At 44.6% G+C, this 15599-nt stretch carries 14 protein-coding genes, 2 rRNA genes and 1 riboswitch; all 16 genes read right to left on the bottom strand.

The window, feature by feature from the left end:
- Positions 1-10: 10 nt before the first annotated feature.
- The gene (locus KJS58_RS20765; RefSeq protein ID WP_213535388.1) at positions 11-304 is read right to left on the bottom strand and encodes a hypothetical protein; all 294 of its coding nucleotides are present in this window, start codon (positions 302-304) and stop codon (positions 11-13) included.
- A 216-nt stretch (positions 305-520) separates the two neighbouring features.
- Complete coding sequence (gene purF, locus KJS58_RS20760; protein ID WP_213535387.1) at positions 521-2002, bottom strand: amidophosphoribosyltransferase; 1482 nt, start codon at positions 2000-2002, stop codon at positions 521-523.
- The gene (gene purL, locus KJS58_RS20755; RefSeq protein WP_213535386.1) at positions 1987-4230 is read right to left on the bottom strand and encodes a phosphoribosylformylglycinamidine synthase subunit PurL; all 2244 of its coding nucleotides are present in this window, start codon (positions 4228-4230) and stop codon (positions 1987-1989) included. The genes purF and purL overlap by 16 nt, the downstream gene beginning before the upstream one ends.
- The gene (gene purQ, locus KJS58_RS20750) at positions 4208-4897 is read right to left on the bottom strand and encodes a phosphoribosylformylglycinamidine synthase subunit PurQ (protein WP_213535385.1); all 690 of its coding nucleotides are present in this window, start codon (positions 4895-4897) and stop codon (positions 4208-4210) included. The genes purL and purQ overlap by 23 nt, the downstream gene beginning before the upstream one ends.
- A gap of 3 nt (positions 4898-4900) precedes the next feature.
- Entirely contained in the window at positions 4901-5146 is a 246-nt protein-coding gene (purS, locus tag KJS58_RS20745; RefSeq protein WP_191802743.1) for a phosphoribosylformylglycinamidine synthase subunit PurS, read from the bottom strand.
- A 672-nt stretch (positions 5147-5818) separates the two neighbouring features.
- Positions 5819-6688, bottom strand: coding sequence for a phosphoribosylaminoimidazolesuccinocarboxamide synthase (locus KJS58_RS20740; RefSeq protein WP_213535383.1), 870 nt, complete (start codon positions 6686-6688; stop codon positions 5819-5821).
- Between the two features lie 148 nt (positions 6689-6836).
- Positions 6837-8132 (bottom strand): adenylosuccinate lyase, encoded by a 1296-nt coding sequence (gene purB, locus KJS58_RS20735; protein ID WP_191802739.1) that lies wholly within the window; start codon positions 8130-8132, stop codon positions 6837-6839.
- Positions 8129-9343, bottom strand: coding sequence for a 5-(carboxyamino)imidazole ribonucleotide synthase (purK, locus tag KJS58_RS20730; protein WP_213535382.1), 1215 nt, complete (start codon positions 9341-9343; stop codon positions 8129-8131). The genes purB and purK overlap by 4 nt, the downstream gene beginning before the upstream one ends.
- Positions 9340-9825 (bottom strand): 5-(carboxyamino)imidazole ribonucleotide mutase, encoded by a 486-nt coding sequence (gene purE, locus KJS58_RS20725; protein ID WP_213535381.1) that lies wholly within the window; start codon positions 9823-9825, stop codon positions 9340-9342. The genes purK and purE overlap by 4 nt, the downstream gene beginning before the upstream one ends.
- A 165-nt stretch (positions 9826-9990) precedes the next feature.
- Positions 9991-10092: riboswitch (purine riboswitch) on the bottom strand.
- Positions 10093-10345: 253 nt separating this feature from the next.
- Positions 10346-10780: a universal stress protein gene (locus tag KJS58_RS20720; protein WP_213535380.1), complete on the bottom strand. Its 435-nt coding sequence runs from the start codon at positions 10778-10780 to the stop codon at positions 10346-10348.
- Between the two features lie 71 nt (positions 10781-10851).
- Entirely contained in the window at positions 10852-11139 is a 288-nt protein-coding gene (locus KJS58_RS20715) for a DUF1294 domain-containing protein (protein WP_374705841.1), read from the bottom strand.
- Positions 11140-11377: 238 nt separating this feature from the next.
- A complete protein-coding gene (locus KJS58_RS20710; RefSeq protein WP_213535379.1) occupies positions 11378-11515 on the bottom strand; it encodes a hypothetical protein in 138 nt (45 codons plus the stop codon).
- A gap of 93 nt (positions 11516-11608) precedes the next feature.
- Positions 11609-13750 (bottom strand): DNA topoisomerase III, encoded by a 2142-nt coding sequence (locus tag KJS58_RS20705; protein WP_213535377.1) that lies wholly within the window; start codon positions 13748-13750, stop codon positions 11609-11611.
- A 168-nt stretch (positions 13751-13918) separates the two neighbouring features.
- Positions 13919-14917 (bottom strand): ketoacyl-ACP synthase III, encoded by a 999-nt coding sequence (locus KJS58_RS20700; RefSeq protein WP_213535451.1) that lies wholly within the window; start codon positions 14915-14917, stop codon positions 13919-13921.
- A 271-nt stretch (positions 14918-15188) separates the two neighbouring features.
- Positions 15189-15305, bottom strand: a 5S ribosomal RNA gene (gene rrf / locus KJS58_RS20695).
- A gap of 167 nt (positions 15306-15472) precedes the next feature.
- Positions 15473-15599, bottom strand: a 23S ribosomal RNA gene (locus KJS58_RS20690); the annotation flags it as partial.

The raw sequence follows: 15599 nt of genomic DNA, 5'->3' as shown, positions 1-15599 counted from the left end.
TTCTTTCGCGCTACGCGCGTAGCTCCGCCGAATCTCCCTGTTCGCCTGCGGCAAATACGGGGATTCTCAGCTTCGCCAAGAGCTGCGCTTCGCGCGGGGCTCCGCCAGGAAGTCCACCTGTTTGCCTGCGGCAAATGCAGTGGCTTCCCTCGCTACGCAAGTGCATTCGCGCTGCGCGCGTAGCTTCGCCTGGAAGTCCTCCTATTTGCCTGCGGCAAATGCAGTGGCTTCCCTTGCTGCGCAAGTGCATTCGCGCTGTACGCGCGTAGCTCCGCCAGGAAGTCCACCTGTTTGCCTGCGGCAAATGCAGCGGCTCCCTTAGCTGCGCAAGTTCTTTCGCGCTGCGCGCGTAGCTCCGCCAGGAAGTCCACCTGTTCGCCTGCGGCAAATGCAATGTCTTCCCTTGCTGCGCAAGTGCATTCGCGCTACGCGCGTTGCTTCGCCGAATCTCCCTGTTCGCCTGCGGCAAATACGGGGATTCTCGGCTTCGCTAGTGCCCTCGCTTTCTATGCTGCTTAGCTTAGCAACCGCAGCCAGCCTTCGCCCCTTCTTTAAAATCCAGGGTCGTCGGATAATCATTATCAAAGCAGGCAAGGCATAAGCCGCCTTTATATTCATCTTGATGATTGCCTTGAATCGAAGCAATCAGGCCCTCGGGACTAAGGAAAGACAAGGAATCCGCATTAATCTCTCTGCAAATCTCTTCAACCGATCTGGAAGAAGCAATGAGTTCGTCCCGATTTGGTGTGTCGATCCCGTAGAAACAAGGATTTTTAAATGGAGGTGAGGTAATCCGTACATGTACCTCAGTTGCTCCTGCATCACGCAGCATATTGACGATCCGGCGCGATGTAGTTCCCCGCACGATAGAATCATCAATCATAACCACACGTTTGCCTTCTACTACTCGGCGTACGGCACTCAGCTTCATCTTCACGCCCTGCTCTCGCAGTTCCTGACTTGGCTGAATAAATGTACGACCTGTATATTTGTTCTTAATCATTCCAAGCTCATACGGAATGCCCGTTTGCTCTGCATATCCAATCGCTGCAGATATACTAGAGTCAGGTACCCCTGTCACCACATCAGCATCAACGAAGGATTCAAGCGCCATTCGGCTACCCATCCGTTTTCTAGCTGCGTGCTGATTTGAACCATTCATATCACTGTCCGGCCTAGCAAAGTAGATATACTCCATTGCACAAAGTGCTTTCCGGTGCTTTTGCTCCTCAAAACGATCTTCATGAAGTCCGTTCTCATCCAAGATCAACATTTCACCAGGCTCAATGTCACGGATAAGTTCCGCACCAATTGTCTCCAGTGCACAAGTCTCGGAAGCGAAAATATAAGCATCTCCGAGCTTACCCATCGTCAGCGGACGAAGTCCATGTGGATCAGATGCTACAAGAAGACGGTCATTCGTCATAATCAGAAAAGCATAGCCCCCCACTATTCGGCGGAAAGCATCTTTTGCTGCCTCGACTAAATCCTTCGATGACCGTGCAATCAGGTGAGCAATGACTTCCGTGTCGCTGGTTGTTTGAAAAATCGAACCGCTCTGCTCGAGTTCCTTGCGGATCTCGGGTGCATTTACGATATTTCCGTTTGTGGCAACTGCAAGATCGCCATCACGGTATTTAAATACAAGCGGCTGTGCATTCGTCAGTTTACTGTCTCCGCTGGTCGAATAACGTACATGACCAATAGAGATATCTCCAGTCAAAGTAGCCATAAGATCTTTTGTAAATACTTCTTTTACAAGTCCCATCCCGCGGTGGTAATGGAACTCATTGCCGTCACTAACACACATGCCGGCACTTTCTTCTCCACGATGCTGAAGGGCGTGAAGTCCGTAATAGGATAAAGAAGCGGCTTCAGGGTGTCTGTACACCCCGAAAACCCCGCATTCCTCTTTTAATTTATCGAAAAGTCCTTCTTTACCCGAACCTTCGTTGTAATAGTCACCTGTCCAGAACTTCGGAACGCTTACTTCATCAGACATGGAATAACATCCTCCCAGACCTGCTTCAGAACCGCTACCGATTCGTCCACAGCTGATGTACCGTTCAACTCCACTGTTAGATTGTTGCCTGTTACTTGTCCGATCACTTGTACAGGAACTCCGCTATTTTTCACAAATGCTTCTAAAGCTTCTGCATTTTCTTTCGTTGCTGTCAGCAAGATACGAGACTGGCTTTCACTAAACAAAGCATGATCTTTACGAAGCTCTGTTGTCAGACTTACCTGTGCCCCTTTACCGCCGCTGATACAACTTTCAGCTAGAGCAACAGCCAGACCGCCCTCAGATAAGTCATGCGCAGACTCGACAAGTCCTTTTTGAATCGCGCCAAGTACTGCATCTAGAAGTGCTTTCTCCGTAGCCAGATCCAGTTTCGGCGGACGTCCTTCGGTCACACCATGAACCGCATACTGGAATTCACTGCCGCCAAGTTCAGCAAAAGTATCCCCAAGCAGGAGAATAACATCTCCTTCGTTTTTGAAGCCTTGTGTCGTAATATGATCTGTATCGTGTACGAGACCCACCATACCCACAACCGGAGTCGGGTAGATTGCTCCTTTGGCATTTTCGTTGTACATACTTACGTTACCACCGATAACCGGTGTTCCAAGCACGTTACAAGCTTCTGCCATACCGTCTACGGATTTTTCCATTTGCCAGAAAATTTCTGGTTTTTCAGGAGAACCAAAGTTCAGGTTATCTGTAATTGCCAGTGGTTCTGCTCCGGAGCAGACAATGTTACGAGCAGCTTCGCTGACTGCAATTTTGCCGCCCACTTCTGGGTCGAGATATACATAACGTCCGTTACAGTCTGTCGTCATAGCAAGTCCTTTACGTGTTCCATGAACGGTTACCACCGCTGCATCGGAACCAGGACGAACGGCTGTACTTGTCCGAACCATGTAATCATATTGGTTGTATACCCACGCTTTACTGGATACTGTCGGCGAGGACAATACTGTTTTTAGAGCGCCTGTAAGATCCGACACTTCTTCATAACGCAGGGTGTCGATTTTTCCATTTTCAACATAATATTCAGGAACAGCAGAAGGTTTGTTGTACACCGGACATTCGTCAACAAGTGCATGAACTGGCATGTCGCCAACAACCTCGCCGTGATGATATAGTTTGAGTCTTCCGTCATCGGTTACTTTACCAACTTTGGCACAGATAACGCCCCAACGTTCAAAAATTTCCATCGCTTGTGCTTCATCTTTCGGCTCAACAACGAAGAGCATCCGCTCTTGAGATTCAGACAGCATCATTTCATAAGGAGTCATACCTTCTTCACGCTGCGGTACTTGGTCTAGGTATAGTTCCAGGCCATTTCCAGCTTTACTTGCCATCTCCGCACTGGAACATGTAAGTCCTGCTGCGCCCATATCCTGAATACCAAGCACGATACCGGAGTCGATCAGTTCAAGGCAAGATTCCATAACGAGTTTTTCCATAAACGGATCTCCGACTTGAACTGCCGTACGCTTGGATTCGGATTCTTCCGTAAGTTCAACGGAAGCAAATGTTGCCCCATGAATTCCATCACGGCCCGTTGGAGGTCCCACATAAAACACAGGATTGCCTACCCCTTTGGCTACACCGCGCTGGATTTTATCATGATCGATCAGTCCAACACACATTGCGTTAACGAGCGGATTACCGTCATAGCTCTCATCGAACATCACTTCGCCGCCAACGGTTGGGATTCCGATGCAGTTACCATAACCCGCAATACCGGAGACAACATGTTCGAACAAATACTTAACGCGGTCGCTTTCGAGCTTACCGAAACGCAGAGAATTCAGTGTTGCAATCGGTCTTGCACCCATCGAGAAAATATCGCGGATAATCCCGCCCACACCTGTTGCTGCACCTTGGAAAGGTTCAACTGCGGATGGATGGTTATGACTTTCGATTTTAAATACAACCGCTTGATTATCACCGATGTCAACGATTCCAGCACCTTCCCCCGGTCCCATCAGAACACGTTCTCCCGTCGTTGGGAAACGGCGAAGCAATGGTTTTGAGTTCTTGTATGCACAGTGCTCAGACCACATTACACTGAATACGCCAATCTCTGTATAGTTAGGCTGACGACCCATAAAGGATACGATCAGATCATATTCACTGTCCGAAACGCCCATTTGCTGATAAAGTTTATGTTCCGCAACCTGTGCTGCGGTTGGTTCTTTAACGGATACTTGCTGCGTCATGTTGATCCCTCCAGGCATTCAAAATCGAAGTAAACATACGTTTGCCATCCGTTGTTCCAAGTACTTCGTTTACGGCACGTTCCGGATGAGGCATCATGCCAACGACGTTACCGGCTTTGTTGCTGACACCGGCGATGTTATTTAAAGATCCGTTTGGATTATTTTTATAAGTAAAGACGATCTGGTTATTTGCAGTAATCTCAGCCAGTGTCTCTTCATCACAGTAATAGTTGCCTTCTCCGTGTGCGATTGGAATGACGATTTCTTCGCCTGCCTCATATTCGCGAGTAAACGGAGTGTTATTGTTTTCCACTTTAAGTACCGAATCATGACAAATGAATTTCATACCTTCATTGCGGAGGAGTGCACCTGGCAGGAGACCCGCTTCCGTAAGGATTTGGAATCCGTTGCAGATTCCGATAATATATTTGCCTTGCTCTGCTGCCTTAGCTACTTCATTCATGACAGGAGCAAAACGGGAAATCGCTCCGCATCGGAGATAATCGCCGTAAGAGAAACCGCCAGGAACGATGATGCAATCGTAAGCTGACAAATCCGTCGCCGTATGCCATACGTAATCAACCGTTTGCCCAATCGTTTCTTCCACTGCTTTGTAGCAGTCAATATCACAGTTGGACCCCGGAAACACGAGAACTGCAAATTTCATGGATTAACCCTCCAACTCAAAGCGATAGTCTTCTACAACCGTGTTTGCGAGCAGCTTCTCACACATCACTTTTACGCGTTCTTCTGCTTCCTTTTTATCACTTGTATCTAAAGTGAGTTCAAGGTATTTCCCAATTCGTACACTGTCCACTTCTGCAAAACCCATGGAATGAAGTGCACCTTGCACAGCAACACCTTGCGGGTCTAGCACGCTTTGTTTGATCGTCACGTATACAGTAGCTTTTATCATAATCGGAAGTTCCTCCTAAGGAATGGTAAAAGATTTTGGTATTAGTCGTTACAGGCTTGCGATTTACTGTGATGATATTAAATTGTTGAATGTTATTAAATCTAGCATCGTTAAGCTTCTATCTTTTTATGAATCTATCATTATTTCAGGGCATACCCTATCTCTCATTCAATACATCTAATAGATATGGGATTAAAAATTTCTTATCTTAATCATTTATGGGATGAAGTATAAGGTCGCGTTTCGCCGTTGTTTGCCGAGCCGAGCCCTTTTATCTACACTCTAATCTACGTTTTGTTGCTTTTCTTTAACTTCACTATCTCTCTAACGCCTTTACATGAGAGAGTGTTCATCTGGACTCGTTGTTGGTTTGCTTTTTATTGCTAACCATTGCTATTGCCCTTGTTATTATTGTCCTCTGCCCTTACTTCTTGCCTTTGCTTTTAGCTTTTGCTCTTGCCCTTAACCTTTGTTCTTGCACTTGGCCTTTATTATCGTTCTTAACCTCTGTTCTTTACCTTGGCCCATGCTCTTGTCCTTAATCTTTAGCTTTTGCTTCTGCTTTTGCTCTTGCCCTTAATCTGTTCTCTTCCCTGCTAGGCCGAAATATTCAAATCCCGAACGACTTTTGGCGAAGCCAACTGGAGAGAGGGATTTGAATATGAGGCCCCCCTATATCAATCGGTTCATAATATCTGTATAGCGAGCTGATATAGCTTCCACCACGTGCTGCGGAAGAGGATCAGGCTGACTATTTTTATCCCAATCGGTAGAAGAAAGGTAGGCTCTTACAGGTTCTTTGTCCATACTGTCAATCTCTACATCTAGTGCATAATTTTCTTTCGCCCAGAATCTTGAAGCATCCGGTGTGAAAATCTCATCAATGAGAATGACCTTCCCATCTACCATACCGAATTCAAACTTACAATCTGCTAAAATAATGCCGCGCTTCTCGCAATAATCTCTTGCATAGGCATAAAGTTCAAGGCTTTTCGCTTCCAGTTCCTGAGCCAGCTCTTTTCCAACCATCTCTTCCATCTTAGCCATTGAGATATCTTCATCATGACCGACATCATTTTTGGCAGCAGGCGTAAAAATCGGCTGTTCCAGCTTGGAATTCTTACGCAGGCCTTGCGGAAGCTGAATCCCGTTCACTGTTCCTGAAGCTTCGTATTGTCTCCAGCCGCCGCCTGTAATATAGCCGCGAACGACACACTCGATATCAATACGTTCCGCTTTGCGGGTCACCATGATGCGATCTTTCAACTGCTCTTTGTTCTTGACCACATCACCAAGCAATTCAACATCCGTATGAACAACGTGGTTCTCCATCCAACCTTTTGTCTGCTCGAACCAGAATGCACTTAGGCGGTTAAGGACGTTCCCTTTCTCAGGGACAGCCGGCTCAAGTACATAGTCAAAAGCGGAAATACGGTCCGTTACAACAATCAGATAATGTTCGCCAAGATCATATAATTCACGAACTTTTCCTTTGTATAACAGCGGTGCGTTTACGATTTCTACCGCGGTTGATAGTGTCATAGCCTGAATCACTCCACAACTTCATATTTAGAAAATGGATCTGCCTTCGCATTTCCTTACGAAGCGTCAAAGGCAGATCAGGAATCATGTTACTAAAGAACAAATATCAATTCATATCATGGTAAGGCTATTACATGCTATCTTGTTTCTAGTTCAGACCAAGCTTCGCAAAAATCGTATCCACATGCTTCAGATGCCATGCTGGGTTGAATGCATCTTCGATTTCTTCTGCACTCAGTACTTCGGTAATCTCTGGTGTAGATTCTACAATTTCACGGAACTGACGCTGGGTTTCCCATGCTTCCATTGCTCGCGGCTGAACCGTATCATATGCTTGCTCACGGCTGAAGCCTTTGTCAATCAGCTTCGTCATGATACGGCCGGAGAAAGGAACACCATATGTTCTTGCCATGTTGCGTTTCATATTTTCCGGGAATACCGTCAGGTTCTTAATGATGTTACCAAAACGGTTCAACATATAATTCAGCAGCATCGTAGCATCTGGTAAGATGACACGCTCAGCAGAAGAGTGAGAGATATCGCGCTCATGCCAGAGCGTTACATTCTCGTAAGCAGTCAGCATATGTCCGCGAATAACGCGGGACAGACCTGAAATATTTTCGCTGCCGATTGGGTTACGTTTATGCGGCATCGCAGATGAACCTTTTTGACCTTTAGCAAAAGCTTCTTCCACTTCACGGAACTCACTCTTCTGAAGCGCACGCACTTCTGTTGCAAATTTGTCGAGTGAAGTTGCGATCAGAGCGAGAGTAGCCATGTATTCCGCATGACGGTCACGCTGCAATGTTTGTGTAGAGATCGGAGCTGCTTTTGTTCCAAGTTTCTTACATACAAACTCTTCAACAAAAGGATCGATATTGGCATAAGTTCCAACAGCGCCCGAAATTTTACCAAATTGTACATTGTCAGCTGCACGGCGGAAACGCTCCAAATTCCGTTTCATTTCCTCGTACCAGAGTGCCATTTTCAGACCAAATGTAGTCGGCTCTGCGTGTACACCATGCGTACGTCCCATCATTGGGGTATGTTTGTATTCGATCGCTTTATCTTTCAAGATTTCAATGAAATTCAAGATATCCTTTTCCAAAATTTCATTGGCTTGACGAAGCAGATAACCATTCGCTGTATCCACTACGTCAGTAGAAGTTAGTCCGTAATGTACCCATTTACGCTCTTCGCCTAAACTCTCCGATACCGTACGAGTAAAAGCAATAACATCATGACGCGTTTCTTTCTCAATTTCATAGATCCGATCAATATCAAAGCTGGCATTTTTCCGAAGTAATTCAGCATCTTCTTTAGGAATAACGCCAAGTTCTACCCATGCTTCGCAAGCACAAAGTTCAACTTCTAACCAAGCTTGAAATTTATTTTCTTCCGTCCAGATGGCCCTCATTTCGGGTCTGCTATAACGTTCAATCATGAATTTTGATTCCTCCAAATATTCGTTTTCTCAATCCACATCATTGCATGCTGCACATCGTGGCATAAGAGATTAATATGTCCCATTTTACGTCCTGTTTTCGCTTCCGCTTTTCCATACAGATGAAGTTTAGCCGCTATACCCAGTTCTTCTGCTTCCAGGTCGGATCCAGAAAAACGATCTACTACTTCTTCCATATGTTCGCCAAGTACATTGACCATAACAACAGGACTTAATAGCGTTGTATCTGCGAGAGGTAAACCACAGATCGCTCTTACATGCTGCTCGAACTGAGTTGTCGTACAAGCTTCCATCGTATAGTGACCTGAGTTATGAGGACGAGGAGCCAGTTCATTAACGTAAAGTTTCCCATCCTCTGTGACAAACAACTCTACAGCCAGCAGTCCTACAACCTGTAAGGATTCAGCAAGCTGTGAAGCAAGATGCTGCGCTTCGAGCTGAAGTTCAGAAGATACTCTTGCAGGTACTATTGAGGTATGAAGAATATTGTTTACATGTATGTTTTCTGCCGGTGGAAAGGTTTTGATTTCCCCTTGCGGATTACGCGCTGCAACGACAGAGATTTCACAAGTAAAAGGAACAAACTGCTCAAGAACGAGTTCCGCTTTAGAACCACCAAGTTCCTCATATGCGCGAAGTGCTGCCTCTTTCTCACGAATCACTCGCTGTCCTTTTCCATCATAGCCGCCAGTGACTGTCTTAAGTACACAAGGTACACCAAGCGATTCCACTGCCTCTTCCATATCTGCCGCACTCTTCACTTCCCGGTAAGGAGCAACAGGAACACCCGCAGCTTCTATGGCTTGTTTCTCTCTAAGTCTATGCTGTGTTGTGTACAGCAGCTTACTTCCTTGAGGTACATAAGATTCTTTTTCTAAAAGAGCCGCAACCTCTGCATCTACATTCTCGAATTCGTATGTGATGACATCACATCGTCTTGCAAGCTCACGAGCCGCATCTTGGTCACTGTAATCAGCAACAATCTGCTCGGCAATCTGACCACAGGGAGATGCATCGGTCGGATCTAAAGTAATGAACCGGTATCCCATCGCAGCTCCTGATAGAGTCATCATACGTCCAAGCTGTCCACCGCCCAGTACCCCTATAACTGAACCTGGTTTCAGCACTTTACTCTCTGAATCACTCACGTTCAGTTCAGGCGCTATCCTGCTAGTCGTGTTTTGACTCATAAAGTGTCACTGCTTTCTAGGACTTCAGTGCGAATCCGATCTCTTCTTTCTGTTATACGTTTTGCAATCTCAGGGTCAAAGGAGCCGATCATCTGTGCTGCCAGTAGTCCAGCGTTTATTGCACCCGCTTTTCCTATCGCTACGGTAGCAACAGGAATGCCGCCCGGCATTTGCACGATGGATAGCAGAGAATCCAGACCATTTAGAGCTTTTGTCTGTACGGGAACACCAATGACAGGCACGACCGTTTTGGATGCTACCATCCCAGGTAAGTGCGCAGCGCCTCCGGCTCCAGCAATAATGACCTTGATCCCACGTTCATAGGCGGACTCTGCATATTCAAACATAAGATCTGGCGTACGATGAGCAGAGACTACCTTTTTCTCATAAGAAAGGCCAAGTTCCTCGAGTACTTCACATGCATGCGACATGGTTTCCCAATCTGATTTGCTTCCCATAATAACACCGACTTGCACTGACATCCAATCCTCTCCCTTGTCCCTTGATCCAAACTCTATTAAAAATAAAAACCGAAATCCTTGAGATTAATATTAATTCACGGATTCCGGACAGTTTGCAGAAGATACCTGTATTCCCCTTTATAAACATGGAAAAACATCAGTCATTAACTGCAGTTTCCTATGCTGTAAAAGTACAGATACCCTCGTAGTCCGGAAATTTTCGGTCTCCAGGTAGATACTTCCGGGCCATATCCCCGGCGTTATACGAGTCATTTATATAGTTTTGATAAAATTCACATTTTCATTTACGTATACCTTTACGTTTACGTTTACGTACTTTACCTTTCATAGTTTACCAATCCACTACACCAGATGTCAACTTAAAGACGAACATTCTATAGATCAGTAATTATATTGTTCGGAATTATTGTGCCTTAATAAAATAAAAAAACCAGTAACTACCACATGGAATGATAGATGCTGGTTTTATGCATTTATTTGTATAGAACTGACTTTTTCGAAATATTTTGTAGACGTTTGCTTATTTTACGATAAGAACCGGAATACTTACTTCCTGTGCAACGCGGTGGCTGACACTTCCGAGCATAAACTCACGTATTCCGCTGAGCCCGCGACTGCCGATGACAATCAAGTCAATATCATTTTGTTTAATATATTCAATAATCACATCTACTGGGGAGCCTTGAATGAGTTCCACTCGAGCACTAGATCCTGCAGCTGCCAGTCGTTGTTTGGCTTCTTCTACCGTTTGTTCCGCAAGTTGATACACTTCATTGTTGACGGAAGGCGGGATCGGAGCAAGCCCCTCACCAATAAACACTCTTGGAAAATCATATACATGTACAACATCTAGAACTGAATTCTCTGACATTTCCGCTAACTCTACAGCCTTCTCAAGTGCTTTATTTGATACCGGTGAGCCATCATAAGCTAATAATATTTTGGAAAATGACATGAGGACCTCCACCTTTCTGTATGTAGTTTTTAACCAATTTTCTTAAAATTAATCATTATACATATTAGATATTAGCTAAGAAAGTATCCATACAGTACGGCATTTATAAACAAAAGAATGGGAATGCCAATGGTAAAACTGGCATGTTTCGTTTTATGGCGTTTGCGGTACATCGCAATGAGAATGCCGAGTGACCCACCAATTGCGGCAAGCAGAAACAGTGTCTTTTCCGGCACTCTGTCTCTTCTTTTCTGGGCCCTTCTCTTATCTTCAGACATCACCAGGTAGGCTACCAAATTAATAAAAACAAACCATACCATAATTCCCTCTCTCACCCGATCACCTCTTTCAATGAACATCACTAAGTTACATTGTTCTCTTCTATTATACCGCTAGTTGGAACATATAGGCAATGAATGTACTCACTGCAAAGAGGGGTCAAAGTGGTTATCACTTCTCATCTTATTGTAACGAAACCTTGTTATTTTTATGCATAAATCCATGATAAGAAAAACAGCGCCTTAGGTTAAAAGCGCTGCTGTTTACTTCTAGCTTCATATAAGCATTTATAAAAAGAAAGCTAACAAGATTTGCCGCTTACGACTCCTGTTTTGGAATTTCGTTCAAACTCGGCGGATATTCTGCTGCCTTTGCCGGACGAAGCGTCTTGCTTTCTTCAAGTATACTTGACTTGTTTTGCTGGTTTTTCGTTTTTAGCGGCTTATGATGCGGCATTCGTGGATCACCCCCTACAGTATAGGGTGCCATCCTCTAGTTCCATTATGCGAAGGAAAATTTACATGTTGCCAAAGAGAAGAAAAAGCTTTCCTATTTCCCTTCTTTTTTCTGCTCCATCGCAGCTTTAAGAAGCTCACCGAGGTTAGAACCGATGGACTCTTTTTTCTCAAATTGCTTCACCAATTTCTGCTGTTCGCGCTTATTCACATGCTTTTTATCTTTATCAAGTGTCTCGGTGATTCCACATGGTAGACACTGTACATACAGTCCTGCTTTTCCTTCTTTAAGCTCCATTTTTTTGTGACACTGAGGACAGCGGCGATTCGAAAGCCTTTTTTCTGCAGATCGTTTATAACCACAGTCATTTGTAGGGCACACGAGGAATTTTCCACGTTTCGATTTTTTCTCTAATAACCGCGTTCCGCAGTCTGGGCAATGGCTATTGGAAACGTTATGCGGCTTGTATTCCACTGTACTATTTTTCACGCTGCGGACAAGCTCACCAGCCATGGTGCGAATTCCATTTAAAAATGGTTCCGGCTGGCCTTGTCCTTTTGCGATTCGCTCAAGTTCTGCTTCCCATTTCGCAGTTAATTCCGGTGTACGAAGCTGAGGAGCCGCTAGTTCGATCAGCTGTTTACCTTTTCCTGTAGGATGCAGTGAATTTCCTTGACGTTCAATCGTATCGGAACTAACCAACTTCTCAATAATATCTGCACGAGTAGCGGGAGTACCAAGACCATGCTTCTCCATTTGACCGAGTAAAGCAGCTTCATTATAACGTTTTGGCGGAAGTGTTCTGCCTGGTTTCACAACGCAGCGCTGGATTTTGAAAGTTTCACCTTCACGAAGTTCTGGAAGCTGCTGTCCGCCTGATTTCCCTTCATGGGATTCTTCTTCTACATCTGTGTCATCCTCATATCCCTCTGCCCCGTAAACTTCACGCCAGCCGTGATCTTTTACCGTAGTCCCTTTTACCGTGAGTATTTCTTTTTCCACTTCTAACTTTACTTGTACTGCATCATACCGTGCAGGCCCATAGAACAAACTTATAAATCTTCTTACAATGAGATCATATAGCTTTCGCTCATCCGTAGAGAGTGCATTTAAAATGACCGTTTGCTCTGTTGGAATAATTGCATGGTGATCGCTCACTTTACTATCGTCCACAATACGTTTTGTAATAGGAAGTGACTTACGTAATAATGGGCGTGCTAGCGCACTGTAAGGTCCAACCGCTACACTTTCCAGTCGTTCTTTAAGTGTACCTGTCATATCACTCGTTAAGTATCTACTGTCCGTCCGAGGATAAGTAACCAGTTTATGCTGTTCATACAAACGTTGAAGCAGGTTAGAGGTTTGCTTTGCCGAGAATCCGTATCTTTTATTCGCATCTCGCTGCAGTTCTGTAAGATCATAAGCAAGGGGATGAGGTTCCACCTTTTCGCTTTTCTTCACCTGAACGACTTTCGCAGAGGCGCCATCTAGTTTTCTTTTTAGCTCTTCTGTCCGTGTTTTGTCAAAAATACGTGAGTCCCCTTGAGCTGCGCGCCACATCGCCTGAAAATTTCCGAAGTCTGCCGCAATAGTGTCGTACTCTTCGGAGCGGAAATTCATAATTTCTTTTTCACGGTCCATAATCATACCAAGGGTCGGCGTTTGAACCCGCCCTGCAGATAGCTGAGCCCCATACTTCACTGTAAGAGCTCTTGTTACATTAAGACCTACCATCCAGTCTGCTTCTGCGCGGCAGCGAGCGGATTCATACAAACGATCAAACTGATGTCCAGGCTTTAGGTTAGCAAAACCTTGTTTTATTGCTTTGTCCGTTTGTGAAGAGATCCATAGACGTTTAAAAGGTTTCTTACAATGTGCCATCTGAATGATCCAGCGAGCAAGCAGCTCTCCTTCTCTTGCTGCATCTGTAGCAATAATCAGTTCTTTAATGTCCGATCTTTTCATGAGCTGCGCTACCGCTTTATACTGATGATTCGTCTCCCGAAGCACCTTAAGCTTGGTTTGTTTCGGTAGAATCGGCAAATCTTCTAAATTCCATGTTGCATACTTGCGATCATAATCCTCAGGTTCTGCAAGACCAACCAGATGGCCAAGGGCCCAAGTCACCACATACTGTGGTCCTTCAAAATAACTTTTATGTTTTTCACGGCTTCCCATGACGCGTGCAATCTCACGTGCTACCGAGGGTTTTTCTGCTAATACGAGTACTTTCATAACTCTCCCCTTTCTGCAATACTTCTATTATAACATTCACGTAAAGCGCAGAGAAAATGCTAAGAGTATCTACCGATTCCCTGTACTTTTTCACTTCATTTTTATATTAAAAACAAAAAAAGACCTCCTGGCCCATTGCAGCCAATGAGATCTTTTTGAACAGCTTCTCTATTTCTCTATGTCAGGAACTCCCCAACGTATAATGCTTCCCGCGTATGTTAGTCCTCCTCCAAAACCAAACAAAAGCATCATATCATTATATTTCACTCGTCCCTCGTCTAGAGCAAGCTGGATTGCAAGAGGAATAGAAGCCGCCGAGGTATTGCCTCGATATTCTACGCTAGTTAAAGTTCGTTCTATAGGTACTGGTCCTTTCTCACAAATAGATTCAATCATACGAAGATTCGCACTATGAGGGACAAACCACTGAATATCAGATGGAGTTAGTCCCGATTTACGTATCAGCTCTTTTGTTTTTTCAGGTACATTACGTACTGCCCATTTATAAACTTCACGGCCATTTTGCACGAGATTTCCATCTTTCTGGAGTTCTTGCCCCTCCATTTGTTTTCCTAAAGCCGTTTTATATAAGTGTATTCCTCCACTACCCTGAGTTCCAGAAATAGATCCCAAGAAGCCAGGTTTATCTTCACTTCTCTCAACAAGAACCGCACCTGCTCCATCTCCAAATAATATGCAGGTAGATCGATCCGTATAATCTGTAATCTTAGACAAAGTTTCAGCGCCCACAACAAGGATTTTATGATACATCCCGCTAGTGATCAGGCCGTCTGCCAGTTGTAATCCGTATACAAAGCCTGCGCAAGCAGCACTTATATCCATCGTTCCCGTCTGAGCTATATTAAAATAATGCTGTATCCTTGCTGCAGCACTAGGGAAGGTATATTCTGCTGTACTCGTCGCTACAAGAATCATATCTACATCACTAATATCAATATGATATCGCTTCATCATATCTTCAATTGCTTTGCAGCTCAGGTCAGATACGTATTCATGCTCCCCAGCAATACGTCTCTCCCGCATTCCTGTACGCTGAACAATCCACTCATCATTAGTATCTACCATCTTCTCTAGATCTGTATTGGTCAGCACCTTCTCCGGAACATAGGTACCTATTGCAGTAATTTGCGCTTTAGAATATACGATACGATCACCTTCCCATATTTTATATATGTATTATAACACTAGATACTAGTACCTGGTACTAATTTTTATTATTAGAAGAAAACATCATTATCCTCCAACGTAAAATACCCAAGAGGATATAGATGAATCTTCCCCATCTAAGTCAGTCTTATCAAGTATAAATAGGGTGAAAAGGAAATACAAGTAAAATAAAACCGATTCAATATTAGAATGTAGATAAAAGAAAAAACAAAAAAAGACACTACCTAAATGGCAGTGTCTTTTAACTATTGCTTGGCGACGTCCTACTCTCCCAGGACCCTGCGGTCCAAGTACCATCGGCGCTGGAGGGCTTAACGGTCGTGTTCGGGATGGGTACGTGTGGAACCCCTCCGCTATCGCCACCAAACAGGATTTTCTCAGCTTACGCTTCTCGAAAATCTTCGGAAAATTCATTCGCTCTTCGCGTTTGCTTGGGTTCAACATGAAAGTGTGAATCAAGAAACAAGCGTTAGGTTTTCCTCAAGGATTTGCTCCCTGAAAACTAGATACGAAACAATCTTTGCGATTTAATTGTAGGATAAGCCCTCGACCGATTAGTACTGGTCAGCTCCATGCATTGCTGCACTTCCACCCCCAGCCTATCTACCTCGTCGTCTTCAAGGGGTCTTACTAATTGGGAAATCTCATCTTGAGGTGGGCT

This window comes from Paenibacillus sp. J45TS6 (assembly GCF_018403285.1).
Lineage (GTDB): Bacteria > Bacillota > Bacilli > Paenibacillales > Paenibacillaceae > Paenibacillus.
This window is presented reverse-complemented; position numbering and strand designations above follow the sequence as displayed.

What these genes read in the sequence shown, in the direction of transcription:
- purF (WP_213535387.1), bottom strand. Translation starts at nt 2,002, where the DNA reads ATGTCTGATGAAGTAAGCGTTCCGAAGTTCTGGACAGGTGACTATTAC.
- purK (WP_213535382.1), bottom strand. Translation starts at nt 9,343, where the DNA reads ATGAGTCAAAACACGACTAGCAGGATAGCGCCTGAACTGAACGTGAGT.
- purE (WP_213535381.1), bottom strand. Translation starts at nt 9,825, where the DNA reads ATGTCAGTGCAAGTCGGTGTTATTATGGGAAGCAAATCAGATTGGGAA.
- purB (WP_191802739.1), bottom strand. Translation starts at nt 8,132, where the DNA reads ATGATTGAACGTTATAGCAGACCCGAAATGAGGGCCATCTGGACGGAA.
- KJS58_RS20715 (WP_374705841.1), bottom strand. Translation starts at nt 11,139, where the DNA reads ATGTTCATTGAAAGAGGTGATCGGGTGAGAGAGGGAATTATGGTATGG.
- KJS58_RS20720 (WP_213535380.1), bottom strand. Translation starts at nt 10,780, where the DNA reads ATGTCATTTTCCAAAATATTATTAGCTTATGATGGCTCACCGGTATCA.
- purS (WP_191802743.1), bottom strand. Translation starts at nt 5,146, where the DNA reads ATGATAAAAGCTACTGTATACGTGACGATCAAACAAAGCGTGCTAGAC.
- KJS58_RS20740 (WP_213535383.1), bottom strand. Translation starts at nt 6,688, where the DNA reads ATGACACTATCAACCGCGGTAGAAATCGTAAACGCACCGCTGTTATAC.
- KJS58_RS20710 (WP_213535379.1), bottom strand. Translation starts at nt 11,515, where the DNA reads ATGCCGCATCATAAGCCGCTAAAAACGAAAAACCAGCAAAACAAGTCA.
- purQ (WP_213535385.1), bottom strand. Translation starts at nt 4,897, where the DNA reads ATGAAATTTGCAGTTCTCGTGTTTCCGGGGTCCAACTGTGATATTGAC.
- KJS58_RS20705 (WP_213535377.1), bottom strand. Translation starts at nt 13,750, where the DNA reads ATGAAAGTACTCGTATTAGCAGAAAAACCCTCGGTAGCACGTGAGATT.
- purL (WP_213535386.1), bottom strand. Translation starts at nt 4,230, where the DNA reads ATGACGCAGCAAGTATCCGTTAAAGAACCAACCGCAGCACAGGTTGCG.